Below are 17,273 nucleotides of genomic sequence, written 5' to 3'. Positions count from 1 at the left end.
CTGACCGCGCGCCTCTCCCTGGATGTAGCCCATAAACGACAATGCCCGTATCGATCGATACGGGCATTGTCTTCAGCTTCGACTCAGACGGCTAGGTTTTCACACAGTCTGGAATGTCGGGCTTTCTTCCTTCTATATGGGCTCAGGGGATCTGAACGCCCTCGGCGAGTAGCATGTCCACCAGGCGGATAAGCGGCAGGCCGACCAGGCTGGTGGCGTCCGTGCCATCGGTGGAGCGAAACAGGCTGACGCCTAGGCCTTCGGCCTTGAAGCTGCCGGCGCAGTCGTAGGGTTGTTCTGCTTCCAGGTAACGGCTGATGCGTGCGGCGTCCAGTTCGCGGAAATGCACGGTGAACGGTACGCAGTCGACTTGATGTTGGCCGGTGGCGCTGTTCAGTAGGGCGAGGCCGGTCAGGAAGCTGACGCTGGCGCCACTAGCGCGCTGTAGTTGGTCGCGGGCGCGCTTGAAGTCGTGGGGTTTGCCGAGGATCTGCTCGCCCAGTACGGCAACCTGGTCGGAGCCGATGATCAGGTGGTTCGGATTCTGTGGGGCAATGGCGCGAGCTTTCTCCAGGGCTAGGCGGCGCACCAGTTGTTCGGCGGATTCATGTGGTTGACGGCGTTCGTCGATGTCCGGAGCGCCACAGGTGAAGGGTAGGCGCAGGCGTTCGAGCAGTTCGCGGCGGTAGGGGGAGCTGGATGCGAGCACCAGGGGCAGCATGGCGGTCTCCGGATTGTTGGGCGAGAAATTTTATAGAGGCCTTTCGTGTATGGGCAATGCGGAAATTCTTTTGACAGGGCAGGGGCTCATCCCTAGAATGTCGCGCCTATGTTGAATGGGCCGATTCCACCTCATGTAGATCCGCGCAAGTTGGCGGACCGCGAAGTCACTCTTGATGGTGACATTGCGCTCGCCCGCCTGGAGCGACTCTGCGAACCTCTTGCGGGCAACGCAGGCAGCATCCGTGCGAGCCTCGCGTTTGGTCGTGACGAGCGCCGCGCTGTTGTCATCCACAGCCGGATTGATGTTGAGGTCAAGATGGTTTGCCAGCGTTGTCTAGAGCTGGTCACCCTGAACATCCACAGCGAGTGCGATTACGCGGTGGTGCGGGAAGGGGCTGACAGTCAGTCGCTGCCGAAGGGCTATGACGTGCTGGAAGTGGGGGAGGATCCATTGGATCTGATGACTCTGGTCGAGGATGAGCTGCTGCTTGCCCTGCCCATAGTTCCGGCCCATGACCCTGAAGATTGCCAGCAGCCGGCGGGCACCAACGAGCCCGAGCCGAGCGTGGACGAGGTTTCGCGGTCCAACCCGTTCAGCGTACTGGCGCAGTTAAAGCGTGACCCAAACGTTTAGGAGTTAATTGATTATGGCTGTTCAGCAGAACAAAAAATCCCGCTCGGCACGCGATATGCGCCGTTCCCACGACGCCCTCGAGTCCAGCGCCCTGTCCGTAGAGAAGAGCACCGGTGAAGTTCACCTGCGCCACCATGTCTCCCCGGACGGTTTCTACCGCGGTCGTAAAGTGATCGACAAGGGCGCTGCTGAGTAATCCTTGGCCGCCTCGATCATCGCGATTGATGCAATGGGCGGGGACTACGGTCCCCGCTGCATTGTTCCAGCCAGCGTCGCCTGTCTGGCTGAGTTCCCCTCGCTTCACCTGGTCCTCGTCGGCCAAGCCCCCCTTCTTGAAGAACTTGTCGCCCGCGTTCCTGCGGTCTATCGCCAGCGCCTGGAGATCGAACACGCCAGTGAAGTGATCGCCATGGACGAGCGCCCGGCACAAGCTTTGCGCGGCAAGCCGGATGCCTCGATGCGCGTCGCCCTGGAGCTGGTTCGTAAAGGACGCGCCCAGGCTTGTGTCAGTGCTGGCAATACGGGCGCCCTGATGGCGCTGTCCCGCTATGTGTTGAAGACCCTGCCTGGAATTGATCGCCCGGCGATGGTCAGTGCCATTCCCACGGCGCGTGGTCATTGTCATCTGCTGGATCTGGGGGCTAACGTCGATTGCAGTGCCGAGCATCTATACCAGTTTGCCGTAATGGGGGCAGTCGCCGCCGAAACCTTGGGCACCGCCCGTCCGCGCGTTGCGTTGCTGAATGTCGGCACTGAAGACATCAAGGGCAACCAGCAGGTCAAACTTGCGGCGAGCCTGTTGCAGCAGGCCGAAGGTCTCAATTACATCGGCTACATCGAAGGTGATGGCCTCTATCGCGGTGAGGCGGATGTAGTGGTTTGCGACGGTTTCGTCGGCAACATCCTGCTTAAGTCCAGCGAAGGTCTGGCCTCGATGATCTCTGCGCGTATCGAGGCGCTCTTTACCGAAAGCCTGGGGGCTCGCCTGGTTGGCTCGATGGCTTTGCCGCTGCTGCGTCGCCTGCGCACCGACCTGACGCCGGCGCGCCACAACGGGGCAAGTTTCCTGGGGTTGCAGGGCATCGTCATCAAGAGTCACGGTTCGGCTGGTGCGGAAGGTTTCCAGAGCGCCATTCGCCGGGCGCTGATCGAGGTGCGCGAGAATCTGCCGCAGCGCCTTCACGGCCGTCTGGAACATCTGTTGCTGTAGGATGTGACCGCTATCGGCAGCCTGTCATCCAAATGTCAGTTTCGTGCGCTTGGCTATGCCAGGCGTCAATCTCCCTATACCGTCAGATAAGGGACCTCACTCAATGTCCGCATCCCTCGCTTTCGTATTTCCCGGTCAGGGTTCCCAGTCTCTGGGCATGCTGGCCGAGCAGGGGGGCCAGCACAAGCTGGTCCTGGATACCTTTGCCGAAGCCTCCGAGGCGCTCGGTTACGATCTCTGGGCGCTGACTCAGCAAGGTCCGGAAGAGCAACTCAACCAGACCGACAAAACCCAGCCTGCCATTCTTACTGCTTCCATCGCCCTGTGGCGCCTTTGGCTGGCTGAAGGCGGCGCCCGTCCAGCCTATGTCGCTGGTCACAGCCTGGGCGAATATTCTGCCCTGGTAGCCGCTGGCAGCCTGGGTCTCACCGATGCGGTGAGATTGGTTGAGCGTCGTGGCCAACTGATGCAGCAGGCCGTGCCGGCAGGGCAGGGCGGCATGGCCGCGATCCTTGGCCTGGAAGATGCCGACGTGCTGGCCGCCTGCGCTGACGCCGCGCAGGGTGAAGTGGTCAGTGCCGTGAATTTCAACGCCCCTGGCCAGGTGGTCATTGCTGGTGCTGCTGCTGCGGTCGAGCGCGCCATTGAGGCGTGCAAGGCTCGCGGTGCCAAGCGGGCCATGCCGTTGCCGGTAAGCGTGCCGTCCCACTGCGCGCTGATGAAGCCGGCTGCCGAGCGCTTCGCAGAATCGGTTGAGGCCCTGGATTGGCAGGCGCCGCAGATTCCGCTGGTGCAAAATGTCAGCGCTGCTGTGGTGGCCGATCTGTCGGACCTCAAACGCGATCTGCTGGCCCAGCTCTATAGCCCGGTCCGTTGGGTCGAATCGATGGTCAGCCTGTCCGAGCGCGGCGTCACTGATCTGATCGAGTGCGGCCCCGGCAAGGTGCTCTCGGGCCTTAACAAGCGTTGCGTGAAGGGTGTCAACACCCACAACCTGGATACCCCTGATGCTTTCGCGGCCGCCCGTGCTGCGCTGGCCTGAACAAGGAGAAGACCTATGAGTCTGCAAGGTAAAGTGGCACTGGTCACCGGTGCGAGCCGTGGCATTGGCCAGGCTATCGCCCTCGAACTGGGCCGTCAGGGCGCCGTGGTGATCGGCACCGCGACCTCTGCTTCCGGTGCCGAGCGCATCGCCGAGTTCCTCAAAGACAACGGTATCGAAGGCGCAGGCCTGGTTCTGGATGTCAGCAGCGATGAGTCGGTTGCCAGCACGCTGGAGCACATTCAGCAGCACCTGGGTCAGCCGCTGATCGTGGTGAACAACGCCGGCATCACCCGCGACAACCTGATGCTGCGCATGAAAGACGACGAGTGGTTCGACGTCATCAATACCAACCTCAACAGCCTGTACCGCCTGTCCAAGGCCGTGCTGCGTGGCATGACCAAGGCTCGCTGGGGTCGCATCATCAATATCGGTTCGGTGGTGGGTGCCATGGGCAACGCCGGTCAGACCAACTACGCGGCTGCCAAGGCTGGCCTCGAAGGCTTCAGTCGCGCCTTGGCGCGCGAAGTTGGCTCGCGCGCCATTACCGTCAATTCGGTGGCCCCCGGCTTCATCGATACCGACATGACTCGCGAGCTGCCGGAAGCCCAGCGCGATGCGCTGCTGAACCAGATTCCGCTGGGCCGTCTGGGCCAGGCCGAAGAGATCGCCAAGGTGGTGGGGTTCCTCGCTTCCGACGGCGCTGCCTACGTCACCGGCGCCACTATTCCGGTCAACGGCGGCATGTACATGAGCTGAATGTGACGAATCCCTTCAGAAAGCTGTCATATGGGCTGTCTAGAATTCGCTATATAAGTGCAGCCGGGTTATAGACATTTCGTTGCAGCGATCCGGAAGGGGTTCAGGCGTTCTGCTTGAAATGCGGAAAACCCTTTCTATACACTGCAGCCCCAGCTGCACGGACTTTTCCATAGGAGTGAAAACACGGTATGAGCACCATCGAAGAACGCGTCAAGAAAATCGTCGCCGAGCAACTGGGCGTCAAAGAAGAGGAAGTAACCAACAGCGCTTCCTTCGTTGAAGACCTGGGTGCCGACTCCCTTGACACCGTTGAGCTGGTGATGGCTCTGGAAGAGGAATTCGAGACCGAAATCCCGGACGAGCAAGCCGAGAAGATCACCACCGTTCAGGAAGCCATCGACTACATCAACGCCAACGCGCAGTAATGTAGTCGTCGGTTCCCCGACGCGGAAAAGCCGCACGACCCGACTGGGCGTGCGGCTTTTCTTTAAGCCGATTGTTGAAAATCCGCGGTTTGCACGTTGCCTGCCGGGCTTTTCAACAGTCTGTTAATCCGAATCAACCGCCGTGTAGAGATTGAAGAAGGAGAGCGCTGTGTCGCGTAGACGCGTCGTAGTCACTGGCCTGGGCATGCTGTCGCCGCTGGGTACCGATGTACCGAGCAGTTGGCAGGGAATTCTGGCTGGCCGCAGTGGCATTGGCCTGATCGAACATATGGACCTTTCTGCGTACTCCACCCGCTTTGGTGGTTCGGTCAAGGGGTTCAATGTCGAGGAGTACCTGTCGGCCAAGGAGGCGCGCAAGCTCGACCTGTTCATCCAGTACGGTCTTGCCGCGAGCTTCCAGGCAGTGCGCGACTCGCGCCTCGAAGTCACTGACGCTAACCGTGAGCGCATTGGCGTCGCCATGGGTTCGGGCATCGGCGGTCTGACCAACATCGAGAACAACTGCAAATCCCTGATCGAGCAGGGGCCGCGACGGATTTCGCCGTTCTTCGTACCTGGCTCGATCATCAATATGGTGTCCGGATTCCTGTCGATCCACTTGGGTATCCAGGGGCCGAACTACGCCATTGCGACCGCTTGCACCACTGGCACCCACTGCATCGGCATGGCCGCACGCAACATCGCCTATGGCGAGGCAGACGTGATGATCGCTGGTGGCTCCGAGATGGCTGCTTGCGGGCTGGGTCTAGGCGGATTCGGCGCAGCTAGAGCGCTGTCCACCCGCAATGATGATCCGACGCGGGCCAGTCGTCCCTGGGACAAGGGGCGTGACGGCTTCGTGCTGTCGGATGGCGCCGGTGCCCTCGTGCTGGAGGAACTGGAACATGCCAAGGCTCGTGGTGCGACCATTTACGCCGAACTGATCGGATTCGGCATGAGTGGCGATGCCTATCACATGACCTCGCCGCCGGATGACGGCGCTGGCGCTGCCCGTTGCATGCGTAATGCCCTGCGCGATGCGGGCCTGAATGCCGACCAGGTGCAGTACGTGAACGCCCACGGCACCTCGACACCGGCGGGCGATGTGGCTGAAGCCATGGCGCTCAAGTCGGTGTTCGGCGATCACGCCTACAAGCTTGCGGTCAGTTCCACCAAGTCCATGACTGGTCACCTGTTGGGTGCGGCTGGTGCCGTTGAGGCGATCTTCAGTGTGCTTGCTCTGCAGGACCAGGTGGCGCCGCCGACCATCAACCTGGAAGAGCCGGACGAGGGCTGTGACCTCGACTTCGTGCCTCACGAAGCGCGTTCCATGCCCATCGATGTGGTGCTGTCCAACTCCTTCGGCTTTGGCGGCACCAACGGTTCCCTGGTGTTCCGTCGGTTCGAGGGCTGATGCCGGACTGGGTCGACGGCCACCCGGCCGAGTCGCTGTCTATCAAGGACCGCGGCTTGGCCTACGGTGATGGGCTTTTCGAGACTATCGCCGTGCGCGCTGGGCGGCCCCCGCTTCTCGAATACCACATGGCGCGGTTGTCTGAAGGCTGTCGACGCCTGGGTATACCCCTCGATTTCCAATTGATGCGCACTGAGCTGCTGGCCTTCACGGCTGGGCTGGGTGAGGGCGTTGCCAAGCTGATCATCACTCGCGGCGAAGGGTTGCGCGGTTATGCGCCGCCACCGGTTGCGTTGCCGCGGCGCATCCTGCAGAGCGCCCCCTTTCCGAGCTATCCGGAGGGTAACTGGGAGCAGGGTGTCCAGCTTTTTTCATGCTCCACCCGCCTTGCCGAGCAGCCACTCCTGGCTGGACTCAAGCACTTGAACCGACTCGAGCAGGTCCTTGCTCGCGCCGAATGGCAGGGCAGCGAGTACGCCGAGGGCCTGATGCGCGACCAATCCGGCCGCGTGATCGAAGGGGTGTTCAGCAATCTCTTCATGGCGCGTGATGGCGTGCTGATCACGGCGGATCTTTGCCGTTCTGGAGTCGCCGGTGTCATGCGTGCGGCGCTTCTGGACGGCGCCGGAGCGGCAGGAATCCAGGTCGAGGTGCGGGATATTTCCTTCGACGAGTTCCTCAGTGCCGATGAGGTTTTTCTTTGCAACAGCCTCTTCGGTATCTGGCCGGTGCGTTCTGTAACAGGCCATCACTGGCCGGTCGGGCCGCTGACCCGTAAACTTCAGGCCATCGCCCGCGATCTACTGGACATCTGATTCGTGATACGCAAATTCCTGCTGATGCTGGAGGCAGGCCTGCTTCTTGCCGGCCTGTTGGTAGCCTTCGCCGGCTGGCAGCAGCGCGTCACCCTTGAACAACCCCTGAACATCTCCGCCGAGCGGATGCTGGATGTGGCGGCTGGTGCCACGCCCGGCGGCCTGCTCAATCGCCTGGAGGAAGAGGGGGTACTGAACAATGCCTTCTGGTTGCGTCAGTACTGGCGCTTCAACCTGGCCAACGCGTCCCTGCACAGCGGCGAGTATCGCCTGACACCCGGCATGCAGGCTGGTGACTTGTTGGGGCTCTGGCAGCGGGGTGAAGTGGTGCAGTACAGCCTGACGCTGGTGGAAGGCTGGAACTTTCGTCAGGTCCGCGCGGCACTCGCCAAGCAAGCCAAACTGGAACAGACCCTGGCCAATGTCAGCGACGCCGAGCTGATGGCTCGTCTCGGCCGTCCAGGGGAGTATCCGGAAGGCCGCTTCTTCCCTGATACCTACCGCTATGTGCGCGGCATGCGCGATATCGACCTGTTGAAGCAGGCGCGCGATCGCCTCGATCAGGTCCTGGCCGAGGAGTGGGGCAAGCGTGCGGACCGGCTGCCTTATAGCGACGCCTATCAGGCACTGATCATGGCTTCCCTGGTGGAGAAGGAAACCGGTGTGCCGGCCGAACGTGGGCAAATCGCCGGCGTCTTCGTGCGACGTCTGAATACTGGCATGCTGCTGCAGACTGACCCGACCGTGATCTACGGTCTGGGCGAGCGCTACAACGGCAACCTGACGCGTGACCACCTGCGTGAGCCGACGCCTTACAACACCTATGTCATTAGTGGTTTGCCGCCGACTCCGATTGCCCTCGCCGGGCGCGAGGCCATTCACGCCGCGCTGCACCCCGCCGCAGGAAAAAGCCTCTACTTCGTCGCCCGCGGCGACGGCAGCCATGTATTCTCCGAGACCCTGGGCGAGCACAACCAGGCCGTGCGTGACTTCCAGTTGAAGCGCCGCAACGGCTACCGCTCCAGCCCGGCCCCGCAATGAATAAGGACACCCAGTGAGCGGTCTGTTCATCACATTGGAAGGCCCGGAAGGCGCCGGAAAAAGCACCAACCGCGAGTACCTTGCCGAGCGCCTGCGTAACCACGGCGTCGAAGTGGTACTGACTCGCGAGCCCGGAGGTACGCCGCTTGCCGAGCGCATCCGTGAGCTCCTGCTGACCCCTAGCGACGAAACCATGGGCGTCGATACCGAGCTGTTGTTGGTGTTCGCGGCTCGCGCCCAGCACCTGGAAGGCGTAATCAAGCCGGCACTGGCACGTGGCGCTGTGGTGCTCTGCGACCGCTTCACCGACGCGACGTATGCCTACCAGGGTGGAGGGCGCGGCTTGCCCGAGGAGCGCATTGCGTTTCTGGAGCGTTTCGTCCAGGGCGACCTGCGTCCAGATCTGACACTGGTCTTCGACCTGCCGGTTGAAATTGGTCTGAGTCGAGCTGCAGCTCGTGGTCGTCTCGATCGTTTCGAGCAGGAGCAGCGTAGCTTTTTCGAGGCTGTGCGCCAGACCTATCTTCAGCGCGCTCGTGCCGCAGAGGAGCGCTACAAAGTGATCGATGCCTCGCTGCCGTTGGCCGAGGTGCAGGCCAATCTCGATAAACTGCTGCCCGAGCTGCTGGAGCGCTGCCATGGCTGATGCCTATCCCTGGCAGGAAGCGCTGTGGCAACAGCTGGCAGGTCGACCCCGTCACGCTCATGCCTATCTGCTGCATGGGCCGTCCGGCATCGGCAAGCGTGCGCTAGGCGAGCGCCTGATGGCGCGTTTGCTCTGCCAGAGCCCGGCCGGGCTCGACGCCTGCGGTCGGTGTAAGGCGTGTCTTCTTCTGGCGGCCAACACCCACCCGGATGCCTTTGTCCTGGAGCCGGAGGAAGTCGACAAGGCCATCCGCGTTGATCAGGTGCGTGAGTTGGTGGAGTTCGTAGTCCAGACTGCGCAGCTCGGGGGGCGCAAAGTGGTGCTTCTGGAGCCGGCGGAGGCGATGAACATCAATGCCTCCAACGCGCTGTTGAAAAGCCTGGAAGAGCCATCTGGCGATACTGTCCTGCTATTGATCAGTCACCAGCCCAGCCGACTCCTGCCGACCATCAAGAGCCGTTGCATACAACAGGCCTGTCCGCTGCCCAGTGAAGCTCAGAGCCTGGCCTGGTTGGGTTCTGCACTGCCTGATGCAATGCCCGAGGACCTGCGAGAGCTGTTGGTTCTAGCGGGTGGCTCGCCGCTCTCGGCGTTGCGTCTGGAAGGACAAGGCGTTCGCAGCCAGCGTGCCGATGTAGTGGAAGGTGTGAAGAAGCTGCTCAAGCAGCAAGTCGGCGCCAGCCAGTTGGCGGAGGGGTGGAACGCCGTGCCGCTGCCCCTGCTGTTCGACTGGTTCTGCGACTGGACTCAACTGATGCTGCGCTACCAGCTCACCCGCGATGAGACGGGGCTGGGACTGAACGATATGCGCAAGGTGGTGCAGTACCTCGCCGACAAGGCCCCGCAGCACAAGGTCCTCGCGGTCCAGGATTGGCTGCTGCAACAGCGGCAAAAAGTACTGAACAAGGCCAACCTCAACCGTGTCTTGCTTCTCGAAGCGCTTCTGGTGCAGTGGGCAAGCCTGCCCGGGCCGGGCTAGAATCGGTGGCTGAACCCGCTTGTCAGGATATCCGCATGAGCTTGCCGCCAAACCTGGGCCCGCGTAACGGGATTCTGTCCTTGACCATCAAGGACAAGTCCGTGCTGTATGCCGCCTACATGCCGTTCATCAAGAACGGTGGCCTGTTCATCCCGACCAACAAGACCTACAAGCTGGGCGATGAAGTGTTCATGCTGCTCAATCTGATGGACGAGCAAGAAAAGATTCCGGTCGCCGGCAAGGTGGTCTGGATTACTCCCAAGGGCGCCCAGGGCAATCGTGCAGCGGGCATCGGCGTCCAGTTCAACGACGGCGACAGCGGTGCGCGCAACAAGATCGAGACTTACCTCGCCGGCGCCCTCAAGTCCGACCGTCCCACCCATACGATGTAACCGGCCGTCAGGTCCGGGCTGCAAGCAACAGGCTTGAAGCTTGGCGCCTGCGCCTGGAGCCTGAACCATGCTGATCGACTCTCACTGCCACCTGGACCGCCTCGACCTGGCCGCCCATGATGGTTCTCTCGATGCTGCCCTTGAAGCTGCCCGCGCCCGTGGGGTTGGCCAATTCCTCTGTATCGGCGTGAGTGCCGAGAATGCCGCTGCCGTGAAGGCCCTGGCTGAGCGTTATGAGGACGTGCACTGCTCCGTTGGCGTTCACCCGCTGGATCTGCAGCCGGGCGAATCCCTGGCACTCGATTGGTTGCTGGGTGAGCTGCAGCATCCGCGCGTGGTGGCCATTGGTGAGACTGGCCTGGACTATCACTACGAGCCCGAAGCTGCCGAGCTCCAGCAGCAGGCTTTCCGCTTGCACCTGGATGCGGCGAAGGTGACCGGCAAGCCGGTGATCGTGCATACCCGTGAAGCCCGCGCCGATACGCTGGCGCTACTGCGCGAAGCAGCGCTGCCTCAGGCCGGCGTGTTGCATTGCTTCACCGAGGACTGGGATATGGCCCGCGCTGCGCTGGACCTCGGCTTCTACATCTCCCTTTCCGGCATCGTCACCTTCCGCAATGCCGACGCCCTGCGTGAAGTCGCACGTCAGGTCCCGTCCGATCGCCTGCTAGTGGAGACCGATTCGCCTTATCTCGCGCCCGTACCCTACCGGGGCAAGTCTAATCTGCCGCAGTACGTGCGTGAGGTCGCGGAGTTCCTTGCCGATTTGCGTGGGGTATCGTTCGAAGCTTTTGCCGAGCAGACCAGCGAGAACTACCTGCGCCTGTTCCCACTCGCGCAACGCGGCTGAGAAGAGCGCAGCGAGTAACTGAAAAAGCTGCGCACAAAAAAAACCCGGGTTCTGGGGGATGAATCCGGGTCAAGACCATTAGGAGTAAAACAAAGGAACGCGATCCACGGTTCCTCGACTGGCTGGGCACTTGGGGGGAGATGCCACACGCCAGTAAGAGAAGTATTGGCCAATATCTCCAAGCGTCCAGATAGCCCGAAGGCGATTCTTAAACCTATTTGGAATACGGCGGCACCGGCTGAGTCCTCATGCGTCTGCCATCTGGCGCAGTAGCGCAAGGGTTTCGTCTATCACGCGGGGTTCGGTATAGAAGTGCGGCGAAAAGCGGATGCCGCCGCCCCGTTGGGCACATACCACTTGCTTGGCTCGCAGCTGCTCGAACAGCGTCTGATTGTCCCAACCGTCCAGCCGAAAACTGAGGATGCCGGCACGCCGCGCCGGATTCAGTGGGCTCAACAGTTGTGTGCCGGGGATCTTCGCCAATCCCTCCTGCAGCCATTGCACGCGTTCCCCCAGCGCGACCGCCACTTGCTCCATGCCGACCTCTTCCAGCAACGACAGGCTTGCCTCCAGCGCCATGGCACCGAGCATGTTCGGGCTGCCGCACTCGAAGCGTCGAGCCGTGCGGGACGGTGTCCAGTCGGCGCGTTCGTAGTCGCCTGGGTGTTCCAGCATATGCCAGCCGTATTCATGGAGTTTCAGTTGCTCACGCAGATCGATGCGGCAATAGAAGACTCCCAGACCTTCCGGGCCAAGCATCCACTTGTGACCATCGGCCATGGCAAAGGCGCAATCGATGGCCTGGGCGTCGAAGGGCAGGGCGCCCAACTGCTGGATGGCGTCGACACAGAAGAGTACGCCGCGCTGCCGGCATTCCTTGCCGAGGCGTTGCAGGTCCAGGCGCAGGCCGCTGGCGTACTGCACGGCGCTGACGGACAGAAGTCGGGTGCGTGGTCCGCAGGCTGCGAGCAGGGCGCCTTCGGGATCGCTGCCGTCCAGTGATACCTGGACGGTGTCCACGTCGTAGCGTTTCAGCGCTTCCCAGACGACCCGGTTGGAGGGGAACTCCTGGTTGCTGATGACCACCTGATCACCTGCCCTCCAATCCAGACCAAAGGCAACGAAAGACAGGGCTTCCGATGTATTCTTGACCAGCGCCAGATCAGCGGTGGTTGATGCGTTCAGCAGTTTGGCCAGGCGTTCGCGCAGGCGACGCTCTACTGTCAGCCAGTCTGGATAATCTCTTGCGCCGAGGCGCCAGTTCTCTTCGGCGAAGCTCTGGACCGCACGGGTCGCGCGTTTCGGCCAGGGAGCAACCGCGGCATGGTTGAGATATCGGAGCCCATCGGCGTGGGCAAACTCATCTTGCAATAAGCTCATAGTCGGATGATCCGTGCATTTTTACGCCAGATAGGCATAATACGCGGCTTGATTTTTGACCCCACAGTCCCTTTATGCAGAAAGAACCCCGTAAAGTCCGTGAGTTCCGCCGCCGCGAGCAGGAAATTCTCGACACCGCCCTCAAGCTCTTCCTGGAAGAGGGCGAAGACAGCGTTACCGTCGAGATGATCGCCGACGCAGTGGGTATCGGCAAAGGCACCATCTACAAGCACTTCAAGTCGAAGGCGGAGATCTATCTGCGCCTGATGCTCGATTATGAGCGCGACCTGAACGCGTTGTTCCATTCCGCCGATGTTGACCGTGACAAGGAGGCGCTGTCGCGGGCCTACTTCGAGTTCCGCATGCGTGACCCACAGCGCTATCGCCTGTTCGATCGTCTGGAAGAGAAGGTCGTGAAGAACAGCCAGGTGCCCGAGATGGTCGAGCAGCTGCACAAGATTCGTGCATCCAACTTTGAGCGTCTGACCCTGCTGATCAAGGGGCGTATCGCTGAAGGCAAGTTGGAAGATGTGCCGCCGTACTTCCACTACTGCGCCGCCTGGGCTTTGGTACATGGCGCCGTCGCGCTTTACCACTCGCCTTTCTGGAGCAACGTGCTGGAAGATCAGGAAGGTTTCTTCCAGTTCCTCATGGACATCGGTGTGCGCATGGGTAACAAGCGCAAGCGTGAAACCGAGTCGCCAGCCAGCTGACGTATTCAGTGCGCCTATAACGCGGTCCCGGATATGTGCCTTGCCGGCCGCGGGGATATACTCCGGCGTACCACATGCCGGAGCGTCCCATGATCGTCGACCGCCAAGGCAGGCGCTTCCGCAATTTGCGTATCAGCCTGACCGCCGCCTGCAATTACGCCTGCACCTACTGCGTGCCAGATGGCAAGCGGCTGGTAGCGGCTCAGGACGAACTTTCGGCCGAGGCCATGGTGCGCGGCGTGGCCTACCTCATTGAGGCGGCTGGTATCGAGCGTCTGCGTATCACCGGCGGCGAGCCGTTGGTGAGTCCCAAGCTCGATCCTTTCCTTCGTGAAGTCAGTAAGCTCGGGCTCGAAGACATCAGCCTGACCAGCAACGGCCAACTGCTGTCCCGCAAGTTGCCACTGTTGCTGGATTGCGGCATCCGCCGTCTGAACATATCCCTCGATACCCTGGATGCCGACGCATTCCGCGGCATCGCACGTGGCGGTGACCTGGCCACCGTGCTCCAGGGGCTCGAAGAGGCAAGTGCTGCTGGCTTGAAGATCAAGGTCAACATGGTCCCGCTGCGTGGCAAGAACCTCGATCAGGTGCTGCCGTTGCTGGACTACTGCCTGGAGCGTGGATTCGAGCTGCGCTTCATCGAGCTGATGCGCATGGGGCACCTGGCCCGTGATCCCAACAGCTTCCATCAGCAGTTCGTGGGGCTGGAGGAGCTACTGGCGCTGATTCGCACTGCCCATGAGTTCGTTCAGGCCGATGCACCACTGGATGCTACGGCTCTGCGCTACCGGGTGCCCGGCGAGGGTTGCTTCGGCGTAATCGCCAACGAGAGCGTGCCGTTTTGCCGGACCTGCTCGCGCCTGCGCTTGTCTTCCACCGGATGGCTGCACGGCTGCCTTTCTTCGAGCAACCGTCACTATGTCGGCGATCTGCTGGAGAAACCCCGCCACGAAGCGCTGCCAGCGCTACAGCGTTTGCTGGTCAGAGCCCTGGCGGACAAGCAGGATGTTGCGTTCTCCGGCGGCGTCACCGTGATGAAGATCATTGGCGGTTGATGGCGCGGAAGCTGCATTGGTTCTCTATCCGCCGGTTTTTCGTCGCCGGCGCCTGGAGGACACACGATGCGTAGCATGATTCTGTTGCTGGCGATTCTCGGCCTGGTTGGCTGCATGAAGGTCAGTGACATGGCGGATGGCACTCGCGAACAGCTGAGCGATGCCGGATTCCTGGACCACAGCGAGACTCGCCGCGCCAGCCCCTGGCGTCTGCAGGCGGACTCCTTCATCTACATCGCTCAAGGCTACTTTGTGCCGCCGGGCTCGGCCTACCCGCGACCCAATGTAGTCGCTGAAGAGGCTTTCGATGGCTTCGTCGAGTACTTCCCCATGGTGCGCCGTGCCAAGGGGCCTGCTGGGCTGGAAGAGGCCATGGGCCAGGCCCGTTCGGTAGGTGCGCACTATCTGCTTTATGCCCGATTCGCCAGCGCTGACGACCGTATCGGTACGGTGGAGGAGTGGGAGGATCAGGAGGCGCTGGATCGGCTCGGCCGCGACCGTGGCGTAATCCAGCTGATGTTGATCGAAACCAATACCCGCTATTTGGTGGACACCGCTCGCATCCGCAATCGTGGCGGTTTTCTGACGTTCTACGATTCCAAACCGGAAGACCTGATCGGACCACCGCTGGAGGAGTATGCTCGCAGCCTGATCGGCTTGAGTCGTTGAGGAGATAGGAATGAGCGATCCCGGCAAGGCCGGCGACTTGCTGGCGCAGATACCCAAGGGTGACAAGCCGGGTGGGGCGCCTGTTCATCTGTGGAACCCGTCGTTCTGTGGTGACATCGACATGCGCATCGCTCGGGATGGCACCTGGTTCTATCTGGGTACGCCGATTGGTCGCAAGCCCATGGTCAAGCTGTTCTCCAGCGTGATCCGCAAGGACGGCGAGGATTACTTCCTGGTCACCCCGGTGGAGAAAGTCGGCATTCAGGTTGAGGATGCTCCCTTTGTCGCCGTCGAGTTGCAGGTCGAAGGAGTAGGGGAGGCACAGCAGCTGCGCTTCATCACCAACGTTGAAGACGAGGTGGTGGCCGGTGAGGTCCATCCGATGCGCGTCGAACTGGACCCGCAGACCCAGGAGCCGTCGCCCTACGTGCTGGTGCGCACTAACCTGGAAGCGCTGATCCACCGCAATGTCTTTTACCAACTGGTAGAGCTGGCCGAGCCGCGCGAGATCAATGGGGTCACCTGGCTTGGTGTCTGGAGCGGAGGGGAGTTCTTTCCCATTGGTCCGCTGCCCGAGTAACCGGGACAGCGGAAATGAAAAAGGCTCCCGAGGGAGCCTTTTTCGTGCCTGCTTACATGTTGGGGTAGTTCGGGCCGCCGGTACCTTCCGGGGCTACCCAGGTGATGTTCTGGGCCGGGTCCTTGATGTCGCAGGTTTTGCAGTGGACGCAGTTCTGGGCGTTGATCTGGAAGCGCTTGGCGCCGTCTTCCTGGGTCACCACCTCGTACACGCCGGCCGGGCAGTAGCGCTGCGCCGGCTCGTCGTACAGCGGCAGGTTCTTGGCGATCGGGATGTCTGCGTCAGCCAGCTTCAGGTGGCAGGGCTGTTCCTCTTCATGGTTGGTGTTGGAGAGGAATACCGAGCTGAGTTTGTCGAAGCTGAGCTTGCCGTCCGGCTTCGGGTACTCGATGCGCTGGGACTGGGCGGCGGGCTTCAGGCAGGCATAGTCCGGCTTGTTGTCGTGCAGGGTGACCGGGATCTTGCCGCCGAAGAGGTTCTGGTCGACATAGTTGAACGCGGCACCGGCGAGCACGCCGTACTTGTGGATAGCGGCGCCGAAGTTGCGGCTGCGGAACAGCTCGTCGTACAGCCAGCTGGACTTGAAGGCATCGACGTAGCCGGTCAGTTCGTCACCGCCTTCCTTGCCGGAGGCCAGCGCAGCGGCCACAGCTTCGGCGGCCAGCATGCCGGACTTCATCGCGGTGTGGCTGCCCTTGATCTTGGCGAAGTTCAGGGTGCCCAGGTCGCAGCCGATGAGCGCGCCGCCCGGGAAGACCATCTTCGGCAGCGAGTTCAGGCCGCCTTTGCAGATGGCACGAGCGCCATAGGCAACGCGCTTGCCGCCTTCCAGGTACTGCTTGACGACTGGGTGGTGCTTGTAGCGCTGGAATTCGTCGAACGGCGAGAGGAAGGGGTTGCTGTAGGACAGGTCGATGATCAGGCCTACTACGACCTGGTTGTTTTCCAGGTGATAGAGGAAGGAGCCACCGGTGTTCTGGTTGTCGACGAAGGACAGAGGCCAGCCGGCGGTGTGGACCACCAGGCCGGGCTGGTGCTTCGCCGGGTCGATGTCCCAGATTTCCTTGATGCCGATGCCGTAGTGCTGGGCGTCGGCTTCGGAATCCAGGTTGTACTTCTTGATCAGCTGTTTGCCGATGTGGCCACGGCAGCCTTCGGCGAACAGGGTGTACTTGGCGCGCAGTTCCATGCCGGGGGTGTAGTAACCCTCTTTCGGATGGCCTTCACGGTCTACGCCGAGATCGCCGGTGATGATGCCGCGAACGACGCCGTTCTCGTCGATCAGCGCTTCCTGGGCGGCGAAGCCCGGGTAGATCTCAACACCCAGGCCTTCGGCCTGCTGGGCCAGCCAGCGGCAGAGATTGCCCAGGGAGATGATATAGTTGCCCTCGTTGTGCATGGTCTTGGGCACGAAGAGGCCGGGAACCTTGATGGCGGAGTCGGCATCTTTGAGCATATAGATGTCGTCGCGGGTTACCGGGGTGTTCAGCGGGGCGCCCAGATCTTTCCAGTCAGGGAAGAGCTCGTTCAGGGCTCGCGGTTCGAATACGGCACCAGAGAGGATGTGGGCGCCGACTTCGGAACCCTTCTCGACCACGCATACGCTGATCTCTTGACCAGCTTCCGCGGCCTTCTGCTTCAGTCGGCACGCGGCGGACAGGCCAGCAGGGCCAGCGCCGACGATGACGACGTCGAATTCCATGTATTCGCGTTCCACAGTCAATCTCCTCAAGGCTCTTCGATATTTTGTGTTGGAGGGCTAGGCTCGATCCCTGACCTGAGCGGGCGCATTATATCCAGACCCTTTGTTCGGTCCAATACAAACGTTTGTTTGAATTTTGTGAAACCCTGATAGGATAAGGCTCTGCGGCTTATGACGGGTCATTTTGCTGTATTGACCGGAATAGGCGATACGGTCAAGATACGGGCGGTTTTGCGCT

The 17,273-nt window shown here is 61.4% G+C and carries 20 protein-coding genes; 17 read left to right on the top strand and 3 right to left on the bottom strand.

What is annotated here, in order from left to right:
* Positions 1 to 142 precede the first annotated feature (142 nt).
* On the bottom strand, positions 143 to 721 hold the full coding sequence (locus tag FFS60_RS19110; RefSeq protein ID WP_028627872.1) for a nucleoside triphosphate pyrophosphatase: 579 nt from the start codon (positions 719 to 721) through the stop codon (positions 143 to 145).
* Between the two features lie 108 nt (positions 722 to 829).
* On the opposite strand from FFS60_RS19110, the gene FFS60_RS19105 reads away from it, so the two are divergent.
* The 13 genes from FFS60_RS19105 to FFS60_RS19045 all read left to right on the top strand — a co-directional run bounded on the left by FFS60_RS19105 (position 830) and on the right by FFS60_RS19045 (position 10,933).
* The gene (locus FFS60_RS19105) at positions 830 to 1,357 is read left to right on the top strand and encodes a YceD family protein (protein WP_028627871.1); all 528 of its coding nucleotides are present in this window, start codon (positions 830 to 832) and stop codon (positions 1,355 to 1,357) included.
* A gap of 13 nt (positions 1,358 to 1,370) precedes the next feature.
* On the top strand, positions 1,371 to 1,553 hold the full coding sequence (rpmF, locus tag FFS60_RS19100) for a 50S ribosomal protein L32 (protein ID WP_137822854.1): 183 nt from the start codon (positions 1,371 to 1,373) through the stop codon (positions 1,551 to 1,553).
* A 3-nt stretch (positions 1,554 to 1,556) separates the two neighbouring features.
* The gene (gene plsX, locus FFS60_RS19095) at positions 1,557 to 2,567 is read left to right on the top strand and encodes a phosphate acyltransferase PlsX (protein WP_137822853.1); all 1,011 of its coding nucleotides are present in this window, start codon (positions 1,557 to 1,559) and stop codon (positions 2,565 to 2,567) included.
* Between the two features lie 103 nt (positions 2,568 to 2,670).
* Positions 2,671 to 3,609, top strand: a complete 939-nt coding sequence (gene fabD, locus FFS60_RS19090; RefSeq protein ID WP_137822852.1) for an ACP S-malonyltransferase — start codon at positions 2,671 to 2,673, stop codon at positions 3,607 to 3,609.
* 15 nt (positions 3,610 to 3,624) lie between these two features.
* Entirely contained in the window at positions 3,625 to 4,368 is a 744-nt protein-coding gene (gene fabG / locus FFS60_RS19085; RefSeq protein WP_137822851.1) for a 3-oxoacyl-ACP reductase FabG, read from the top strand.
* 191 nt (positions 4,369 to 4,559) lie between these two features.
* On the top strand, positions 4,560 to 4,796 hold the full coding sequence (gene acpP, locus FFS60_RS19080; RefSeq protein WP_004422318.1) for an acyl carrier protein: 237 nt from the start codon (positions 4,560 to 4,562) through the stop codon (positions 4,794 to 4,796).
* Positions 4,797 to 4,965: 169 nt separating this feature from the next.
* Positions 4,966 to 6,210, top strand: coding sequence for a beta-ketoacyl-ACP synthase II (fabF, locus tag FFS60_RS19075; RefSeq protein ID WP_028627866.1), 1,245 nt, complete (start codon positions 4,966 to 4,968; stop codon positions 6,208 to 6,210).
* The gene (gene pabC, locus FFS60_RS19070; RefSeq protein WP_137822850.1) at positions 6,210 to 7,025 is read left to right on the top strand and encodes an aminodeoxychorismate lyase; all 816 of its coding nucleotides are present in this window, start codon (positions 6,210 to 6,212) and stop codon (positions 7,023 to 7,025) included. The genes fabF and pabC overlap by 1 nt, the downstream gene beginning before the upstream one ends.
* A 6-nt stretch (positions 7,026 to 7,031) precedes the next feature.
* Positions 7,032 to 8,066 (top strand): endolytic transglycosylase MltG, encoded by a 1,035-nt coding sequence (mltG, locus tag FFS60_RS19065; RefSeq protein ID WP_256658114.1) that lies wholly within the window; start codon positions 7,032 to 7,034, stop codon positions 8,064 to 8,066.
* A gap of 13 nt (positions 8,067 to 8,079) precedes the next feature.
* On the top strand, positions 8,080 to 8,712 hold the full coding sequence (gene tmk / locus FFS60_RS19060; RefSeq protein WP_028627863.1) for a dTMP kinase: 633 nt from the start codon (positions 8,080 to 8,082) through the stop codon (positions 8,710 to 8,712).
* The gene (locus FFS60_RS19055; RefSeq protein WP_137822848.1) at positions 8,705 to 9,691 is read left to right on the top strand and encodes a DNA polymerase III subunit delta'; all 987 of its coding nucleotides are present in this window, start codon (positions 8,705 to 8,707) and stop codon (positions 9,689 to 9,691) included. The genes tmk and FFS60_RS19055 overlap by 8 nt, the downstream gene beginning before the upstream one ends.
* Before the next feature lie 35 nt (positions 9,692 to 9,726).
* A complete protein-coding gene (locus FFS60_RS19050; protein ID WP_028627861.1) occupies positions 9,727 to 10,083 on the top strand; it encodes a PilZ domain-containing protein in 357 nt (118 codons plus the stop codon).
* 67 nt (positions 10,084 to 10,150) lie between these two features.
* Complete coding sequence (locus tag FFS60_RS19045) at positions 10,151 to 10,933, top strand: TatD family hydrolase (RefSeq protein WP_137822847.1); 783 nt, start codon at positions 10,151 to 10,153, stop codon at positions 10,931 to 10,933.
* 246 nt (positions 10,934 to 11,179) lie between these two features.
* On the opposite strand, the gene FFS60_RS19040 is transcribed toward FFS60_RS19045, so the two are convergent.
* A complete protein-coding gene (locus FFS60_RS19040) occupies positions 11,180 to 12,313 on the bottom strand; it encodes an aminotransferase class V-fold PLP-dependent enzyme (protein WP_137822846.1) in 1,134 nt (377 codons plus the stop codon).
* 74 nt (positions 12,314 to 12,387) lie between these two features.
* On the opposite strand from FFS60_RS19040, the gene FFS60_RS19035 reads away from it, so the two are divergent.
* The 4 genes from FFS60_RS19035 to FFS60_RS19020 all read left to right on the top strand — a co-directional run bounded on the left by FFS60_RS19035 (position 12,388) and on the right by FFS60_RS19020 (position 15,333).
* Entirely contained in the window at positions 12,388 to 13,026 is a 639-nt protein-coding gene (locus FFS60_RS19035; protein WP_028627858.1) for a TetR/AcrR family transcriptional regulator, read from the top strand.
* An 89-nt stretch (positions 13,027 to 13,115) separates the two neighbouring features.
* Positions 13,116 to 14,084 carry a GTP 3',8-cyclase MoaA gene (locus FFS60_RS19030; protein ID WP_137822845.1) on the top strand — a complete coding sequence of 323 codons (969 nt, stop codon included), beginning with the start codon at positions 13,116 to 13,118 and terminating at the stop codon, positions 14,082 to 14,084.
* Between the two features lie 66 nt (positions 14,085 to 14,150).
* A complete protein-coding gene (locus FFS60_RS19025) occupies positions 14,151 to 14,753 on the top strand; it encodes a DUF4823 domain-containing protein (protein ID WP_028627856.1) in 603 nt (200 codons plus the stop codon).
* Between the two features lie 10 nt (positions 14,754 to 14,763).
* Complete coding sequence (locus FFS60_RS19020) at positions 14,764 to 15,333, top strand: DUF1285 domain-containing protein (protein ID WP_137822844.1); 570 nt, start codon at positions 14,764 to 14,766, stop codon at positions 15,331 to 15,333.
* A 52-nt stretch (positions 15,334 to 15,385) separates the two neighbouring features.
* Here FFS60_RS19020 and FFS60_RS19015 read toward each other — a convergent pair whose 3' ends face one another.
* Positions 15,386 to 17,050, bottom strand: a complete 1,665-nt coding sequence (locus tag FFS60_RS19015; protein ID WP_028627854.1) for an electron transfer flavoprotein-ubiquinone oxidoreductase — start codon at positions 17,048 to 17,050, stop codon at positions 15,386 to 15,388.
* Between the last annotated feature and the right edge of the window lie 223 nt (positions 17,051 to 17,273).

Source organism: Pseudomonas sp. D(2018) (genome assembly GCF_005502555.1).
GTDB classification, from domain to species: Bacteria; Pseudomonadota; Gammaproteobacteria; order Pseudomonadales; family Pseudomonadaceae; genus Metapseudomonas; species Metapseudomonas resinovorans.
Note: the sequence above shows the minus strand (reverse complement) of the source record. Positions and strands in the feature narration are given on the sequence as shown.

Bases quoted from the DNA above. Each gene is read 5' to 3' on its own strand.
- FFS60_RS19110 (WP_028627872.1), bottom strand. From the start codon at position 721: ATGCTGCCCCTGGTGCTCGCATCCAGCTCCCCCTACCGCCGCGAACTG.
- FFS60_RS19105 (WP_028627871.1), top strand. From the start codon at position 830: ATGTTGAATGGGCCGATTCCACCTCATGTAGATCCGCGCAAGTTGGCG.
- rpmF (WP_137822854.1), top strand. From the start codon at position 1,371: ATGGCTGTTCAGCAGAACAAAAAATCCCGCTCGGCACGCGATATGCGC.
- fabD (WP_137822852.1), top strand. From the start codon at position 2,671: ATGTCCGCATCCCTCGCTTTCGTATTTCCCGGTCAGGGTTCCCAGTCT.
- fabG (WP_137822851.1), top strand. From the start codon at position 3,625: ATGAGTCTGCAAGGTAAAGTGGCACTGGTCACCGGTGCGAGCCGTGGC.
- acpP (WP_004422318.1), top strand. From the start codon at position 4,560: ATGAGCACCATCGAAGAACGCGTCAAGAAAATCGTCGCCGAGCAACTG.
- pabC (WP_137822850.1), top strand. From the start codon at position 6,210: ATGCCGGACTGGGTCGACGGCCACCCGGCCGAGTCGCTGTCTATCAAG.
- FFS60_RS19055 (WP_137822848.1), top strand. From the start codon at position 8,705: ATGGCTGATGCCTATCCCTGGCAGGAAGCGCTGTGGCAACAGCTGGCA.
- FFS60_RS19050 (WP_028627861.1), top strand. From the start codon at position 9,727: ATGAGCTTGCCGCCAAACCTGGGCCCGCGTAACGGGATTCTGTCCTTG.
- FFS60_RS19045 (WP_137822847.1), top strand. From the start codon at position 10,151: ATGCTGATCGACTCTCACTGCCACCTGGACCGCCTCGACCTGGCCGCC.
- FFS60_RS19040 (WP_137822846.1), bottom strand. From the start codon at position 12,313: ATGAGCTTATTGCAAGATGAGTTTGCCCACGCCGATGGGCTCCGATAT.
- FFS60_RS19035 (WP_028627858.1), top strand. From the start codon at position 12,388: ATGCAGAAAGAACCCCGTAAAGTCCGTGAGTTCCGCCGCCGCGAGCAG.
- FFS60_RS19030 (WP_137822845.1), top strand. From the start codon at position 13,116: ATGATCGTCGACCGCCAAGGCAGGCGCTTCCGCAATTTGCGTATCAGC.
- FFS60_RS19025 (WP_028627856.1), top strand. From the start codon at position 14,151: ATGCGTAGCATGATTCTGTTGCTGGCGATTCTCGGCCTGGTTGGCTGC.
- FFS60_RS19020 (WP_137822844.1), top strand. From the start codon at position 14,764: ATGAGCGATCCCGGCAAGGCCGGCGACTTGCTGGCGCAGATACCCAAG.